The organism is Mesorhizobium sp. M0678 (genome assembly GCF_040320505.1).
Lineage (GTDB): Bacteria > Pseudomonadota > Alphaproteobacteria > Rhizobiales > Rhizobiaceae > Mesorhizobium.
Window position 1 is genome coordinate 306423 of sequence record NZ_JAMYPT010000003.1, and the last position, 15031, is coordinate 321453.

At 61.4% G+C, this 15031-nt stretch carries 14 protein-coding genes; 12 read left to right on the forward strand and 2 right to left on the reverse strand.

Annotated elements, in window-relative coordinates; genetic code table 11:
* The first annotated feature begins 6 nt into the window (after positions 1-6).
* From NKI29_RS07980 to NKI29_RS08005, 6 genes are read left to right on the forward strand one after another with little or no spacing between them, the layout of a single operon-like run.
* Positions 7-1020 (forward strand): ABC transporter substrate-binding protein, encoded by a 1014-nt coding sequence (locus NKI29_RS07980; protein ID WP_352724949.1) that lies wholly within the window; start codon positions 7-9, stop codon positions 1018-1020.
* A gap of 42 nt (positions 1021-1062) precedes the next feature.
* Positions 1063-2070, forward strand: coding sequence for an ABC transporter substrate-binding protein (locus NKI29_RS07985; protein ID WP_352724950.1), 1008 nt, complete (start codon positions 1063-1065; stop codon positions 2068-2070).
* A complete protein-coding gene (locus NKI29_RS07990; RefSeq protein ID WP_352795805.1) occupies positions 2067-2654 on the forward strand; it encodes an SCO family protein in 588 nt (195 codons plus the stop codon). The genes NKI29_RS07985 and NKI29_RS07990 overlap by 4 nt, the downstream gene beginning before the upstream one ends.
* Positions 2620-5274 (forward strand): GAF domain-containing protein, encoded by a 2655-nt coding sequence (locus NKI29_RS07995; protein WP_352700818.1) that lies wholly within the window; start codon positions 2620-2622, stop codon positions 5272-5274. Before NKI29_RS07990 ends, NKI29_RS07995 begins: the two co-directional genes overlap by 35 nt.
* Positions 5271-5636 carry a response regulator gene (locus NKI29_RS08000; protein ID WP_352700819.1) on the forward strand — a complete coding sequence of 122 codons (366 nt, stop codon included), beginning with the start codon at positions 5271-5273 and terminating at the stop codon, positions 5634-5636. Before NKI29_RS07995 ends, NKI29_RS08000 begins: the two co-directional genes overlap by 4 nt.
* 14 nt (positions 5637-5650) lie before the next feature.
* Complete coding sequence (locus NKI29_RS08005) at positions 5651-6799, forward strand: adenylate/guanylate cyclase domain-containing protein (RefSeq protein WP_352700822.1); 1149 nt, start codon at positions 5651-5653, stop codon at positions 6797-6799.
* A 289-nt stretch (positions 6800-7088) separates the two neighbouring features.
* Here NKI29_RS08005 and NKI29_RS08010 read toward each other — a convergent pair whose 3' ends face one another.
* Both NKI29_RS08010 and NKI29_RS08015 read right to left on the reverse strand, forming a co-directional pair.
* Positions 7089-7595 (reverse strand): OmpA family protein, encoded by a 507-nt coding sequence (locus NKI29_RS08010; RefSeq protein ID WP_352795807.1) that lies wholly within the window; start codon positions 7593-7595, stop codon positions 7089-7091.
* Positions 7596-7605: 10 nt separating this feature from the next.
* The gene (locus tag NKI29_RS08015; RefSeq protein WP_352595026.1) at positions 7606-8265 is read right to left on the reverse strand and encodes a L,D-transpeptidase; all 660 of its coding nucleotides are present in this window, start codon (positions 8263-8265) and stop codon (positions 7606-7608) included.
* A gap of 42 nt (positions 8266-8307) precedes the next feature.
* On the opposite strand from NKI29_RS08015, the gene NKI29_RS08020 reads away from it, so the two are divergent.
* The 6 genes from NKI29_RS08020 (at position 8308) to NKI29_RS08045 (ending at position 15012) form a co-directional block, all read left to right on the forward strand.
* On the forward strand, positions 8308-8646 hold the full coding sequence (locus NKI29_RS08020; RefSeq protein WP_352725910.1) for an NAD-binding protein: 339 nt from the start codon (positions 8308-8310) through the stop codon (positions 8644-8646).
* A gap of 1733 nt (positions 8647-10379) precedes the next feature.
* On the forward strand, positions 10380-10991 hold the full coding sequence (locus NKI29_RS08025; protein ID WP_023679230.1) for a cupin domain-containing protein: 612 nt from the start codon (positions 10380-10382) through the stop codon (positions 10989-10991).
* A 116-nt stretch (positions 10992-11107) separates the two neighbouring features.
* On the forward strand, positions 11108-12046 hold the full coding sequence (locus tag NKI29_RS08030; RefSeq protein WP_352449198.1) for an ABC transporter substrate-binding protein: 939 nt from the start codon (positions 11108-11110) through the stop codon (positions 12044-12046).
* Positions 12047-12120: 74 nt separating this feature from the next.
* Positions 12121-12918: an ATP-binding cassette domain-containing protein gene (locus tag NKI29_RS08035; RefSeq protein WP_352542621.1), complete on the forward strand. Its 798-nt coding sequence runs from the start codon at positions 12121-12123 to the stop codon at positions 12916-12918.
* Positions 12915-13919, forward strand: a complete 1005-nt coding sequence (locus tag NKI29_RS08040) for an ABC transporter permease (protein ID WP_352795809.1) — start codon at positions 12915-12917, stop codon at positions 13917-13919. Before NKI29_RS08035 ends, NKI29_RS08040 begins: the two co-directional genes overlap by 4 nt.
* A gap of 4 nt (positions 13920-13923) precedes the next feature.
* Positions 13924-15012, forward strand: coding sequence for a phosphotriesterase family protein (locus NKI29_RS08045; RefSeq protein ID WP_352449201.1), 1089 nt, complete (start codon positions 13924-13926; stop codon positions 15010-15012).
* The last annotated feature ends 19 nt before the right edge of the window (positions 15013-15031 follow it).

Consider the following 15031-nt stretch of genomic DNA (forward strand, 5'->3'; position numbering starts at 1 on the left):
GTGGAGATGCAAATCATCCAGAGTCGCCGTCATTTCCTGGCCGGCGTTGCGGCGGCCGGCAGTGCGGCGATATTCAACATTCGCGCATCCAACGCCGCAGGGGAGCCGCCTCCGGAAACGACCACCGTCCGCCTGCCGCGGTACATCGGCGGCGCCTATTGCTGGGCGGGCCTGTACCTCGCCGGAGAGATGCTGCGCGCCGAGGGATTCACCGATGTCCGCTATGTGCAAGGTGACAAGAAGGTTGATCATTCCGCGTGGATCGCAAACGGCGAGACGGATTTCAGTGTGAACTATGTGCCGATTCATCTGGCGTCGATCGATGCAGGAGTGCCGATCAGGGTACTAAGCGGACTGCACTCCGGGTGCCTCGAACTGATCGCCAACGACAGCGTCAAAGGCGTCTCGGACCTGCGGGGAAAGCGGGTTGGGGTCTTTACGCTTGATTCGCCGCAACACGTGTTGGTTTCTCTGATGGCCGCCTATGTTGGGCTCGATCCCGTCAACGACATCGAATGGGTTATCGAAGAGCACAATTTTGCGGAAGGCTTCGTCGAAGGAAAGTACGATGCAGTGCTCGGCCAACCGCCCCGCACGCAGGAACTTCGCTCCAGGAAAGTAGGCCACACAATCCTCAACTCGACCACCGACCCGCCGTGGTCGCAGCACTTCTGCTGCATGATTTCCGCGACTGCGGATTATGTAGACAGATACCCGGCGGCGACAAAGCGCGTCCTGCGGTCCATCCTCAAGGGCGCCGACCTCTGTGTCTCAGATCCGTCATGGACTGCAGGGCAGCTGGTCGATCGAGGTTTCGTCCCCAGCTACGAACTCGCGCTGCAAACGCTTGGCGACCTCCGGTACGACAGATGGCGGGATTTCGATGCCGAAGCCTCGATGCGCTTCTACGCGCTGCGCATGTACGAAACGGGCATGATCAAGTCGAGCCCGCAAGAGATAATCGCCACCGGAACGGATTGGCGCTTTCTCTATCAACTAAAGCAGGAGTTGAAGACGTAGGCAATCGCCGAACGTCGTGTCCCATCAGGGAAGGAAAGGCTTATGCAGATTGTCCAGAACCGTCGCCGTTTCCTCACAGGCTTGTCTGCGCTCGCTGCAGCAGGCCTTGCCAACGGCCGCAATGCGGTAGCAGCCGAAGCGGCACCTGAAACCACGATCGCCCGCTTTGCGGCAGCGCCTGGTATCTGCATCGCTCCGCAGTACGTCGCAGAGGATCTGATCCGCGCAGAGGGGTTCTCAGATTTCGGCTTCGTGGCCGCCGAGGCCGGTATCGCCCAGACCGAGATGCTGGCGCGCGGCGACATCGACTTCGGCATTGACTTTGCCACGGCCCTAATCATTCCGGTCGACACTGGCGCCCCGATCAAGGTGATCTCCGGAGTCCATGTCGGCTGCTACGAGTTGTTCGGACGCGAGAACATCAAGAGCATCACAGATCTCAAGGGCCGCAAAGTCGGCGTCGGCGGCAATCTATCGTCGGATCCGCATATCTTCGTCAGTGCCATGGCGACCTATGTCGGCCTCGATCCGCAACGCGACATCGAATGGATCGTCGGCGAGGCAAAGCCGGCGGAGCTCTTCGCCGAGGGCAAGGTCGACGCCTTCCTGGCTTTTCCGCCTGAGGCTCAGGACCTGCGCACCCGCAAAGTCGGCCACGTCATCCTCGACAGTTCCAAGGACCGGCCGTGGTCGCAATATTACTGCTGCATGCTGGCGGTCAACGCCGCGTATGCCGAGAAAAATCCAGTTGCCACCAAGCGCGTCATCCGGGCCATCATCAAATCGGCCGATATCTGCGCGGCCGAACCGGAACGGGTGGCACGCCTCTTGGTGGATGGCGGACACACCGAACAATACGACTACGCCGTGCAGTCGCTCCGCGAGCTCCCATACTCTAATTGGCGCGACTTCGATCCCGAGGACACGATGAGGTTCTTCTCGCTGCGGCTGCATGAAGCCGGGATTGTCAAGTCGAGCCCAAACGAGATCATCGCGAATGGCACCGATTGGCAGTTCTTCAACGAGGTCAAGCGCGAGTTGAAGACGTGACGGGCTGGCCGGCATGCGCATTGGCACTGGCATTTCTTGCCCCTTGGCCGGCACTTGCGCATGACGCGGCGCACGACCTGCGCCTGCCGACGATCGGAGCAGCGCCGGACTTTACCCTGACCTCGCAGGACGGTGTACGCGTGTCGCTGCGCGACTTTCGCGGCAAGGTGGTCGCCGTTGCATTCATCTATACGTACTGCACCGACGTCTGCCCGATGCTGACCGCCCATATGGCCAGTGTGCAGGAGAAGCTAGGCTCTGCGTTCGGATCGAAGATCGCCTTCATTTCGATAACCGTCGACCCGGAGCGCGACACGGCTGAGGTGTTGAAAGAATATGCGCAGAATTTTGGCGCCGATCTGAAAGGCTGGTCGTTCCTTACCGGTGATCCGGCGGTTGTCCATGAGGTTGGACGGAAATACGGCGTCATCGCGAAGAAAACGGCGGATGGTGACGTCGACCACACGTTGCTGACGTCGCTCATAGACCCTAGGGGCATGTTGCGCGTACAGTATCTTGGCGTTCGGTTCGACCTAGAGGAGTTCCGGGGTGACCTTCTCAGCCTCTTGGACGAATCCAAGTAACATAACGAACCGGCTAGTCGGCTGGGTTGCCCGGCTGCCGGCGCGCGTCCAGACCAAGCTCTTGATCGCGTTCCTGTCGATCGTCGGCCTGTTGATCGTGCTCGGGGCCGTCGGGTTGCAGGTGCTGAGTGGGGTCAATGATCAAACAAACGAGCTGATCAAGCTGCAGCGCAGGATCGCGGCCTATCGCCAGGTGCAGCACGATACGACAACCCAGCTCTACGGCATCTCCACCGCCCTGTTGCTTCAGGACGACCGGATGCTGGATGGGGCGTTGCGCCAGCTCAACCAGTTTGGCTACGACCTCGACCGCATGGAGTTCGTCGCTGAAACTGAGGCGGAGGTGCTGGGCCAGGTCCGACAGGAGTACGAACGGCTTGCGGCCGGCGTGATGCATGTCGCGGAGCTCTTCCGCGCCGGTCGCACGGCGGAGGCGCGCAAGGTTCAGCTGGATGAGATCATGCCGTCGGCCGACCGCCTCGAGCGGCTGACGAACCAGCTGGTCAACATGGCCGAAGCCGACATGGTCGCGGCCATCGAAGCGAGCGAGGGGGCGTACGGCACCTCTCGAATGATCGTGGTCGCTTTTGCTGTGGGCAGCATCCTGCTCGCGCTTGCGCTTGGCTACATCATCTCCTGGTCGTTGATCGAACCGGTCAAGAAGATCGAGACGCGTCTCAGTCAGATAGCGGCCGGCGACTTCGCCCACCAGGTTGCCGTGGCCAATCGCGACGAACTTGGAGTGCTCGCCGCTAACGTCAACCAGACCTCCGACCAGCTGGGGCGCCTGTATCAGGAGATTGAGACGCGCACCCAGCAGCTCGACGAGGCCCTTCAGCAGCAGACAGCCACTGCAGACGTTCTGAAGGTTATCAGCCGCTCTACCTTCGATCTGCAGGTTGTGCTCGATACGTTGGTGGAATCGGCTGTCAGGCTCTGCCGTGCCGACAAGGGTGGTATCGTGCAGTTGCTGGACGGCGTATTCCGCTATGTGTCGACGCATGGCTACCCGCCCAGTTTCCGCGCTTATGTCGACGCCAATCCACTTCCAGCGCTTGCCGCAGGCCGGGGCTCCGCCGTAGGGCGCGTAATCGAAGAACGGCGGATCGTGCAAATCGAAGACGTGACCGCCGATCCGGACTACCGCGTTACCCTGATCGCTGAGGCAGGCGGATTCCGCACCGTCCTCGCTGCCCCGCTGTTGCGGGAAGGTGATCTCGTTGGCGTATTCGTCATGACGAGGGTTGAGCCGCAATCTTTCAATCCCAAGGAGATCGCGCTCGTCGAGACATTCGCCGACCAGGCGGTGATCGCCATCGAGAATGCGCGGCTCTTCGAGGCGGTGCAGTCACGGACGCGCGAGCTTGCCGCGTCTGTTGGTGAGCTCGAGGCGCTTGGTGAGGTGAGCAAGGCGGTCAATTCGACGCTGGATCTCGACACAGTGCTGAAAACGATCGTCGCCAAAGCGGTCCAGTTGTCGGAGACGGATGCTGGCACCATCTACGTGTTCAGCAGCACGCGGCAGCAATTCCGTCCGCGCGCAAACTTCGGTATGAGCGATGAGCTTATCGCCGCAGTCTCACACCAGACGATCGGGCTGGCCGACATGGGGATCGGCGACGCACCCGGGCGCTGCATGCCGGTGCAGTTTCCCGACCTGAGCCAGGAGGCCTCGGCCTTCCTCGTAAGAAAGACGATCGTCGAAGCCGGATATCGCGGTATCCTGATCGTTCCGCTGCTGATGCCCAACAAGATCGTAGGTGCACTGGTCGTCAGGCGCCACAAGCCAGGTGCCTTCCATGAGCAAGTTGTCCATCTGCTGGAGACCTTCGCAGCCCAATCGGTGCTCGCGATCCAGAATGCCAAGCTGTTCCGCGAGATCGAGGAGAAAGGCCGGGAGCTGGAGGCAGCTAGCCGCCACAAGTCCCAGTTCCTCGCGAATATGAGCCACGAGCTCAGGACACCGCTCAATTCAGTCTTGGGCTTCACAGAACTGCTGGTCGACGGCATCTACGGCGAACTCCCGGACAAGGCGAAGACGACCGTCGCGCGCGTGCAGGCAAACGGCCGTCACCTTCTCGGGCTCATCAACGACGTACTCGACCTTTCCAAGATCGAAGCCGGCCAGCTCACGCTGGCGATCGAGGACTACTCCGTCGCGCAGATTGTTCGATTGACCGTTACGGCTGTCGAGCCGCTGGCACGAGCGAAGGGTCTTGAGCTTTCAACGACTGTTGGCGAGAACCTTCCAATCGGCCGCGGGGACGAACGCCGTTTGATGCAGGTCCTGCTCAATCTTGCAGGCAATGCCGTCAAGTTCACCGAAACGGGTGCGGTCGACATTCTTGCCGGCGCGGCCGACGGACATTTCGAGATCACCGTCCGGGATACAGGTCCCGGCATCGCGTCCAAGGACCAGGCTCTCATCTTCGAAGAATTCCAGCAGGTCGACAACAGCAGCACCAGGCAGAAGGGTGGCACAGGTCTTGGCCTGGCGATCTCGAAGCGCATCGTCGAAATGCATGGCGGAACCATAGACGTCGAGTCCGTGATCGGGTCAGGGTCGACATTCCGCCTGAAGATACCGATCCGGGTGCAAGAGGACGTGAGGGCCGCATGAGCAAACGAATCCTGATGGTGGAAGACACCGAGGACAACCGCCAGATCATCCGCGACCTCATCGCCACCACCGAATACCAACTGATCGAGGCAGCGGACGGCGCCGCCGGCATCGCTGCAGCCGGAGCGCACAGGCCGGACCTGATCCTTATGGACATTCAGCTCCCGGTGATCGACGGGTATGAAGCGGCCCGCCGCATCAAGGCCGACCCGGCGCTCCGGCACATTCCGATCATCGCGGTCACCTCCTACGCACTGTCGGGCGACGAGGCGAAAGCCCTTGCTGCAGGGTGCGATGGTTACATTGCCAAGCCATTCAGTCCGCGCCAGCTGCTCGCCGAGATTCGCCAGTTCCTTTCCTGAGGGGAGACAGTGCCTTGCACAATCCGCCTCGCATTCTCGCGGTCGACGATACCCCGGAAAATCTCGAGATCCTGCGCATGCGGCTCGAGGCGAATGGCTACGAAGTGGTGACTGCCGCGGATGGTGAAGAGGGGCTTGCGACGGCCCGCGATCTCACACCGGATCTGATCCTCCTCGACATCATGATGCCGAAGCTCGACGGCATCAGTGTGGTACGCATGCTCAAGCACGATCAATCGCTGCGGTCGATCCCCGTTATTCTGGTCACCGCGAAAGCCGACACGCGCGACGTGGTCGATGGGCTGGACGCCGGTGGCGACGACTATCTGACAAAGCCCTTCGAGCACAGGGCGCTGTTAGCGCGGGTGCGCTCGATGCTGCGTCAGAAGGCGCTTCACGACACTGTCGCGAGCCAAGCCAAACGCCTTGAGGACCAAGCCGCGCAACTTTCCGACTGGAACCGCTCGCTCGAGCAAACCGTGGCCGACCAGGTGACGGAGCTCGAGCGAATGGCGCGGCTTAGGCGGTTCCTGCCCGAACAGGTCGCCGACCTCATCGTTGCGGCGGGCAATGGAGATGCGCTCTTGCAGAGCCACCGTCGCGAGGTGACCGTTGTCTTTTGCGATTTGCGCGGCTTTACTGCCTTCGCAGAGACCGCCGAACCCGAAGAAGTCATGACCGTTCTTGCCGAGTATCATTCCTGTCTTGGTGAACAAATTGTCCGCCACGAGGGGACTCTCGAGCGGTTCGTGGGTGACGGTATCGTCGTGGTTTTCAACGATCCACTGCCCTGCGCCGACCATACCGAGAGAGCCGTCTGCATGGCTACGGCGATGCGTGATGCGATTGACGAGCATTCGGAGCAATGGCGCAAGCGCGACCACTTGCTCGGCTTCGGAATCGGCATCGCCCGAGGCCATGCAACCATCGGGCGGATCGGTTTCGATCAGCGCGCCGACTATGCAGTGATAGGCACAGTGTCGAACCATGCCGCCCGATTGTGCGAGGAAGCCGGGCCGCGCCAGATTCTCGTGAGCCAGCGGGTCGTTGGTGCCGTCGAATCACTGGTTGAGTCCGTCGCCGTTGGCGAACTGACGCTGAAGGGTTTTCGCCGCCCGATGCCTGCCTATGAAATCGTGCGGTGGATCGGTCGGCCAAGCTAGCGTTGGGCGCACTCCGGTCTCTTTCGGACGATACGGCCCGTCGAACCGTCGGCACAAAGCAGCCCCAGCCATCGACCGATCTCCAGTTCGCCGCAACGGGGGAAAGCGGTCGCTCCGCGAGTAACAACCCAATGGCAGCCTACGCAAATAAAGCCTGTTCACTCGGATGTCCGCTTTTGGGATGCGGCTATGGCGTGCTCGATGACCGACATTAGGCGCAAAGCAGCCATGCCGCCGTCGCGTGTGAGACTCTGCTTCGGGTCACAAGCAGAACAGCAGCCCCCTACGGCTAGTCCCTCTCATCGCGCAAATTAGACACAACGCGGCGGTTCTGCGACCTGCAGGCGGTGTCGGGGCACTCGCGGACGAGCCTGTCCTTGCCGTAGCCCTTAGCCCACATGCGGTTGCGGTCTATGCCGCCGGCGGCGAGGTAGTCCATCACCGCATCGGCGCGCTGCTGCGACAGCGCCATTTCACTTGCGCCGGGATCGTCGGCGAAACCCTGCAGCTTGAGCAGCCAGCGCGGATGCTTTGCTAGCCAGGCGATCTGGGTGTCGAGGGTGGCCTTGGCGACAGAATCGAGCGCGGCCGAACCTTGCGTGAAATAGGTGCGGCGGCCGACATTGAGGATAAAATCCTCCTCGCTGCCCGGCTGCACGTTCTGGAAGCCGGCAACCTCGGTGTTGGTGACGTCGGGCGTGGAAGGGGCCAGCGTGTTGCTGGTCGAGCAGGCTGCGGCCAGCACCAGCAGGCCCGCGGCGAGCAGCCGGCGCGTGTTTTCAATCATGCGGTTCATGAGGCGCCAATCATTCGACAGTGGTGGAAGCGGGCGCCTGGTCGGCGATGTGCGGCAGTACCTGCACCGCGGTGCCGATCGGGCAGCGCTGGTAGAGGTCGATGATGTCTTCCGGGAACATGCGGATGCAGCCGCTGGAAGCGTCGGTGCCGATGCTCCACGGCTCCAGCGTGCCATGCAGGCGGTAGCCGGTATCGGCGCCGTTGCGGTGCAGATAGAGCGCGCGCGGCCCGAGCGGATTGTTGGACGCGCCGCCTGCGACCATGGGCGGTAGGTCCGGCCTGCGCTTCCGCATTTCGGGGGGCGGGACCCATTGCGGCCACAGCGCGCGGCGGTCGATCGTCGCGCGGCCGTACCATTTGAAGCCGTCCTTGCCGACGCCGACGCCGTAGCGGATGGCGGTCTTGTTTTCCATGATGACGTAAAGGAAATGGTGGCGGGTATCGACCACGACGGTGCCGACCGGCTCGCTGCTGAAATACTTGACGATCTGGCGATGCCATCTCTTGTCGATCTTGGCGAAGTTGGTCTTGCGATACACAAAATTGTTGTCGCTGGCGGTACCGGCGAAAAAGGATTTTGCCGCCGCTGCTTGAGCAATGTTGCTGGTTGCACCCACCGCGACCAGCGCCAGGCCGCCGAGCACGACACCCCTGCGTGATAAAACCATCGGCAATATTCCCCCTCATGCCAAAAGCTTGGCGGACCATAGTTGAGAATTACTTCGCCTCAAAGTGGAAAATGCTGCGTTGCTTCAGTCCGCCGTGTCCGGACATTCGTCATTGCCGGGTTCGGGCGGGTAGGCCGGGTGATCGGCAGATTGCTCGACGAGCGTGGATACAGGTGGGTTGCAGTCGACCTCGACGCCAAAAATGTAGAGCGGTCCCGGGAAGAACGTCTACCGGTCTTTTTCGGCAACGCTTCGCAGGAGGAGATGGTGGCCGCCGCGAAAATTGACAGCGCAAAGGCCCTGGGGATCACTCTGGACGACCCCGAGGCAGCCAAATCGGTTCTTGCGGCGCTGAGACGCAACTGCCCGACCTCCCGGTGATTGTCCGGGCGCGTCACCACATGCATGTGCAAGAGCTGCTTGAGAAAGGCGCGACAACCGTAATGCCCGAAACGACGGAATCCAGCCTTCTCCTGGGTGCAGCTGTCCTTCAAGAACTCGGGGACAGCAAAACGGATGTGGATGCGGCCGTCAGGACCGTCCGCAGGCGTTCTTACTCCACGTCCCCAAGCGGGTCCGGCCTTCTCCGAGCCTGTGTGCTTGGCATTTACCGCTCGCGGTGATCTGTACCCGCCCCATGCAATCGGGAACTCCACCGCTCTCGGCGGCTGGCGGATGAGCCGAATAGCTAACGCCTCCGGAGTGCACTCCTCGTAAGCCGCTGACCTGCCGTTTCCTTCGACGGCCATGGTGCTGGCATTCTACGAAACGTGGATATCCCGGAGCGGAGACTCGCGGGATCGGCGATGGCCGCCAGCAAAGAAGCGTTTGAAAAGGCCAAACGGTGACGCCGTCGCAGGAACGAAAGTGGAAAAGAAAGCAGAACTTTCGTGTGCAGGCTTTGCATGCGCGCGCCCATAACTCTTTGATTTTGTTTAGTTGTCTGTCCGATCCATCACACGCTGACTGTCATCACGGCAGCCGGTGTCCGCTTATGGGATGTCGCAATGGCCCGCTCTACGTCTGAGTTTAGGCGCAGAGCAGACGGTCGGGTTTCCAACCCGGAGCGACAAGAGCTGACCTTTGGTCGGCGCAAGTGTCGTCCTGACGTGACCCAATGCGGTCTTTCGTTGCGAGCGTCGCTTGCTGGAGCTGCGTTAAGTCGGTCGGAGGCCAATGGTATTTTCAATGGAACGCTAATATACATGGAAACCCCAACGAGCAGCGCCTGCCAGATACTTGAGGAATGCCATGCGAAGGCTCATCTTCACGGCGATATGTATCGCCGCCGCAACAGCCGCTAACGCCCATGATTGGTACGAAGATAAGATTGACCCACAGACCAAATTCAAGTGCTGCGGCGGTTCAGATTGCCGCGCCATACCTCGGTCTTCGGTGCGGTCCAGGGTAGACGGCGGGTACACTTATTTGCCGCATAATTTCACCATCCCACGTGACCGTGTGCAGGAATCCCCGGACGGGCAATACCATATCTGCGAAAATAAATATGTTGTAACCAACCAGTTGTATTGGCGTTGCTTCTTCGCACCTCGTGTCGATGTGTCTATACTTCTAAAGCATTAACCGCGCGTCGCTTCCGCAACTTACATCAGCAAGGTGCTAGTCCATTAATTCTGTTGGACTTTCTTCAAAATTGCCGAAGCTCAAGCGGTGCGCGACTGCCCCAGGGATTTCATTGGATACGTCGCGGCTATCGAGAGCCTGCGCGCCCTGGGCGTAACGCCATGGGGCGCTGCCGCGGGTGACTTCTGGGCGCGCTCCGCAATTCGGTGACAGTCCAGATTTTATCGTGTCGGCGCGGCCGTGGTTGTGTAGATTGGCTGCGTGGCCCGCCTTGCCCGCATTGTCGTTCCAAGTCCACTCGCCACGTGACGCAAACGCGGTAGCGGCTGGCGATTTCGACCACGATGGACAGCCAAGCGATAGGGGATAACTGGCGCGGGATCAGCACGGTTCATGCGGGAGCGGTATTCGCCGGATGAGATAGCTGCGGCTGCAGTCTCGAATTTGACGCATCAGCACTTGCAAATCGTCAGCCGAGGTCTTTTGCTCGCGCGATAGTTGCCCTTGACCGTTGAATGGTTGGCGAACAGATGAACAAAATCGATCGACGGCGGCCAGAATCAGAAACGGACGCCACCGTAAATGCCGCAAGACTTGGAACTCGGCTGCGCCTCGCCCGCCAGACACGCGGCATGACGCTGAAGACGCTGGCCGCGGCTGCGAATTGCTCGGAAAGCCTGCTGTCCAAGATCGAGAACGGCAAGGCTTCGCCGTCCCTGCCCATGCTTCACCGTCTGGTCGAGGTTCTCGACACCAACATCGGCTGGATGTTCGAGCAAGTCGACGACGACGAGGCGATCGTATTCCGGGCGGGCGCAAGGCCTTTGATCGCGCTCGACGCGCTACGGCGTGGCGAGGGAATTTCGCTCGAACGCATCATCCCGTATTCGCCTGGCCACCTCTTACAATGCAACATCCATCACATCGAGGCAGAGGGCTCGAGCGAAGGTCCGATCCAGCATGCCGGCGAGGAAGTCGGCTACGTGCTCGCCGGGCGGATCGAACTGATCGTCGACGGCAAGAGCCATGCTCTCGCCACGGGTGATGCCTTCGTGTTCAGGTCGGAGCTGCCGCATCATTACCGCAACATCGGCGAGGAACGCGCTAGCATTTTCTGGGTCAACACGCCGGCGACTTTCTGAGCAACGCTCTGTGTTCATTTGGATTGACAAATATTCAAGTCTCTTGAATGCTTGCCTCGTGCCTGTAGCACCAACGGGACCAGCCGAGGTCTGGTCCGCAAGCAAGGGGAACCGAAATGCGTCTGTTCAAACTTCTCGCCGGCTGTGCCGCCGCCATTGCCATGGGCTCGGCAGCCATGGGATCGGCGCTTGCCGATACGTTCGCTCTCGTCAACATCAACCAGCAGGCCCTGTTCTTCAACCAGATCAACGAGGGCGCGCAAAAGGCAGCCGACGCCGCTGGCGCCAAGCTGGTCATTTTCAACGCCAACAATGTGCCGAGCGCGCAGAACGACGCGATCGAGAACTACATCACGCAGAAAGTCGACGGCATCATTCTGGTCGCCATCGACGTCAACGGCGTCAAGCCTGCGATCACTGCAGCCAAGGCGGCCGGCATTCCCGTCATAGCCATCGACGCGCAGATCCCCGACGGCGACAATATTTCGTTCATCGGCGTCGACAACACCAAGGCCGGCGAGGACATCGGCAAATTCTACGCCGACTATGTGAAGACCGATATGGCCGGCAAGGCCAAGATCGGTATCGTCGGCGCACTCAATTCATTCATCCAGAACCAGCGCCTCGACGGCTTCAAGAAGGCGGTGACCGAAAGCGGCCAGGCCGTCACCTTCCTCGACACAGTCGACGGCCAGAACGTTCAGGAGACCGCGTTGAGCGCTTCGGAAAACCTGATGACGGCCAATCCGGACATGAACTCGCTCTATGCGACCGGCGAACCAGCCTTGCTCGGCGCCGTTTCGGCTGTGACCAGCCAGGGCCGCACCGGCGACGTCAAGGTGTTCGGCTGGGATCTGACCAAGCAGGCCGTTCAGGGCATCGATGACGGCTGGGTGGTGGCGGTCGTGCAGCAGGATCCGGCCGGCGAAGGCAAGGCTGCGGTCGAAGCGCTGGGCAAGATCAAGAAGGGCGAGAAAATCGACCCGATCATCAATATCCCGGTAACGATCGTGACCAAGAAGAATGTCGACCAATATCGCGCGATGTTCAAGTAAACTGCGTCGGCGACCGAGCCGCGGCGCCGCCCGAGGCTGCGCCGCGGATCCCTTGCAATCGCGTGGAATTTCAGATGAGCAGTGGCCAGACCTATCGGGTGCGGATGAGCGGCATCTCAAAGCGCTACAACGCCATCCAGACGCTCGATGACGTGTCGCTGACGCTGAAGCCGGGCGAGGTGCTGGGGCTGGTCGGCGACAATGGCGCCGGCAAGTCGACATTGAGCAAGGTGCTGTCGGGGGCAGTGGTTCCCGACGCCGGCACCATCGAAATCGATGGCAAGCCGGTGATCTTCAGCTCGCCGGCGGACGCACGTGCGGCGCGCGTCGAAATGGTCTACCAGGACCTGTCGCTGTGCGATACGGTCGATGTCGCCGGCAATCTGTTTCTCGGCCGCGAGCCGCGCCGCCGCATCGCAGGCATTTCCTTTCTCGACAAGAAGCGCATGCATGACGAGACGCGCCAGATGCTCGATCGGCTCGGCATCGTCATTGCCGACACGCGGCTCAAGGTCGAAAACCTCTCCGGCGGGCAGCGCCAGTCGATCGCGATCGGCCGCGCCGCCTCGTTCGAGCCGGCCGTGCTGATCATGGACGAGCCGACGGCAGCGCTTGCCGTGGCCGAAGTCGAGGCGGTGCTCGAACTGATCCGCGCGGTCAGTGCGCGCGGTGTCAGCGTCATCCTGATCACCCACCGGCTGCAGGATCTCTTCCTCGTCTGCGATCGCATCCAGGTCATGTATGAAGGGCGCAATGTCGCCGAGCGGCTGATCGGCGACACCAATATCGAAGACGTGGTCAATCTGATCGTCGGCCGCAAGTTCAGTGCGCGTTCCGCCACCAATGGCTATCGCGGTGGAGCGCCGGCATGAGCGACGCGATCCACACCGCCCAGCCCTCACGAGTACGCAAGGGCACCTGGCGCGATGCGCTGCTCGCCAATGGCAGCGTCGTCTCGATCGCGCTGTTCTTTCTGGTCGTCTGCATCATCTTCTCGGTTGCGACCGACGCGTTTCTGACATCGCCCAATCTGTTGAACATCCTGCGGCAGTCGGCGCCGCTGCTGATCGTCGCCGCGGCAATGACTTTCGTCATCACCACTGGCGGCATCGATCTTTCGGTCGGCTCCGTGCTAGCGCTGGTGGCGACGCTGTCGGCGACGCTTTTGCAGTTTGGCCTGCCGTGGCCAGTCGTTATCCTCGCGATGTTGGCGCTCGGTGCCCTGCTTGGGGCGGTACAGGGCTATTTCATTGCCTATGAGGGCATCCCGTCCTTCATCGTCACGCTTGCCGGGCTTTCGGTGATCCGTGGCGTGGCGCTGCTGATCACCGGCGGCTATTCCATCCCCATCGAGCCCGGAAGCGCTTTCACCGTGCTGGGCCGCGCCTGGTTTCTTGGCGTGCCGGTGCCGGCGCTGATCGCGCTGGCGATCCTGGCCATCGCCTATCTCGCCTTCAACGAGACGCCATTCGGCCGCTATGTCACCGGCATCGGCGCCAATGCCGAGGCGGTGCGGCGCGCCGGCGTCAACACGCGGCAGACGACGCTCTTCGTCTATGTGATTTCCGCCACCGCGGCAGCCCTTGCCGGGATCATTATTGCTGCCCGGCTTGGATCGGGATCTTCGAATGCCGGCCAGGGTTTCGAGCTGGAAGTCATCGCCGCCGTCGTGCTCGGCGGCACCAGCCTGTTCGGCGGCCGTGGAACGATTATCGGCACGGTGCTCGGCGCGCTGACGGTGGCCGTCATCGGCAACGGCCTGATCCTGGCGCATCTGTCGCCTTTCCTGACGCCGATCGTCACCGGAACGATCATCCTGATCGCCATCTGGTTGAACTTCCGCCTGTTCCGCGGCGCCGTGCGGAGCCGTTGAGCCGATGAGCGATCTGTTCGATGACGCGGTGCCCAGGCGGCGGCTGCCAATCGGGGTCGAAACCGGCCTTGTGATGACCGTGCTCGGCCCGGTTCCGGTCGAGGAGATGGGCATTACGCTGATGCACGAGCACATCTTGCTCGATGGGGCGCGCAGCTGGAAATGCCCCTGCCATCCCGATGACATGGCGATCGCCGAGCAGCCGGTGAACATCGAGATCATCGGCGAGTTGCGCATGAACCCATACGTCAACCGCGACAACGTCTCGCTCGACGACGCCGACCTGGCGCTGTCTGAGCTGCAGCGCTATCGCGCGCTGGGCGGCCACACCGTCGTCGATGCCACCAATATCGGCATCGGCCGCGCCCCCGAAAAGCTCGCTCGCATCAGCCGCATGTCCGGCCTGAAGATCGTCATGGGCACCGGCTTCTATCTCGAGCACACCCATCCCGAATGGCTGAAGGCGATGGATGTGGACGCCGTGACCGAGTTCATCGTCAACGATGTCGGCGGCGGCGAGACGCAGCCGCCGATCATGGCCGGGCTGATCGGCGAGGTCGGCGTCAGCAAGGATTTCACCGCCGAGGAACGCAAGTCGCTGCGAGCTTCGGCGCGCGCCTCGCGCATAACCGGCGTGCCGCTGTCGATCCATCTGCCTGGCTGGGAGCGGCTGGCGCACGACGTGCTCGATATCGTCGAGGCCGAAGGCGCCGATCTTCGCCACACCGTGCTCTGCCACATGAACCCGAGCCACGACGATCCCGACTACCAGAAAAGCCTCGCTCGGCGCGGCGCGTTCCTCGAATACGACATGATCGGCATGGACTATTATTACGCCGACCAGGACGCGCAATCGCCCTCCGACGAGGAGAATGCACGCGCCATCGCCGCCCTTGTCGAGGCGGGCTTCGGCGACCGCCTGCTGTTGTCGCAGGATGTGTTCCTCAAGATCATGCTGACGCGCTTCGGCGGCTTCGGCTATGGCTATATCCTGAAGCATTTCATACCGCGCCTAAAACGCCACGGCGTCGAGCAGCCGGCCATCGACCGCATGCTGATCGCCAATCCGAAAAGCGTATTCGCGCGGCTCTAAGCGGCCTGGAATTACACTG

What these genes read in the sequence shown, in the direction of transcription:
- NKI29_RS08035 (WP_352542621.1), top strand. Translation starts at nt 12,121, where the DNA reads ATGAGCAGTGGCCAGACCTATCGGGTGCGGATGAGCGGCATCTCAAAG.
- NKI29_RS08045 (WP_352449201.1), top strand. Translation starts at nt 13,924, where the DNA reads ATGAGCGATCTGTTCGATGACGCGGTGCCCAGGCGGCGGCTGCCAATC.
- NKI29_RS08025 (WP_023679230.1), top strand. Translation starts at nt 10,380, where the DNA reads ATGAACAAAATCGATCGACGGCGGCCAGAATCAGAAACGGACGCCACC.
- NKI29_RS07980 (WP_352724949.1), top strand. Translation starts at nt 7, where the DNA reads ATGCAAATCATCCAGAGTCGCCGTCATTTCCTGGCCGGCGTTGCGGCG.
- NKI29_RS07985 (WP_352724950.1), top strand. Translation starts at nt 1,063, where the DNA reads ATGCAGATTGTCCAGAACCGTCGCCGTTTCCTCACAGGCTTGTCTGCG.
- NKI29_RS08010 (WP_352795807.1), bottom strand. Translation starts at nt 7,595, where the DNA reads ATGAACCGCATGATTGAAAACACGCGCCGGCTGCTCGCCGCGGGCCTG.
- NKI29_RS08030 (WP_352449198.1), top strand. Translation starts at nt 11,108, where the DNA reads ATGCGTCTGTTCAAACTTCTCGCCGGCTGTGCCGCCGCCATTGCCATG.
- NKI29_RS08040 (WP_352795809.1), top strand. Translation starts at nt 12,915, where the DNA reads ATGAGCGACGCGATCCACACCGCCCAGCCCTCACGAGTACGCAAGGGC.
- NKI29_RS08015 (WP_352595026.1), bottom strand. Translation starts at nt 8,265, where the DNA reads ATGGTTTTATCACGCAGGGGTGTCGTGCTCGGCGGCCTGGCGCTGGTC.
- NKI29_RS08000 (WP_352700819.1), top strand. Translation starts at nt 5,271, where the DNA reads ATGAGCAAACGAATCCTGATGGTGGAAGACACCGAGGACAACCGCCAG.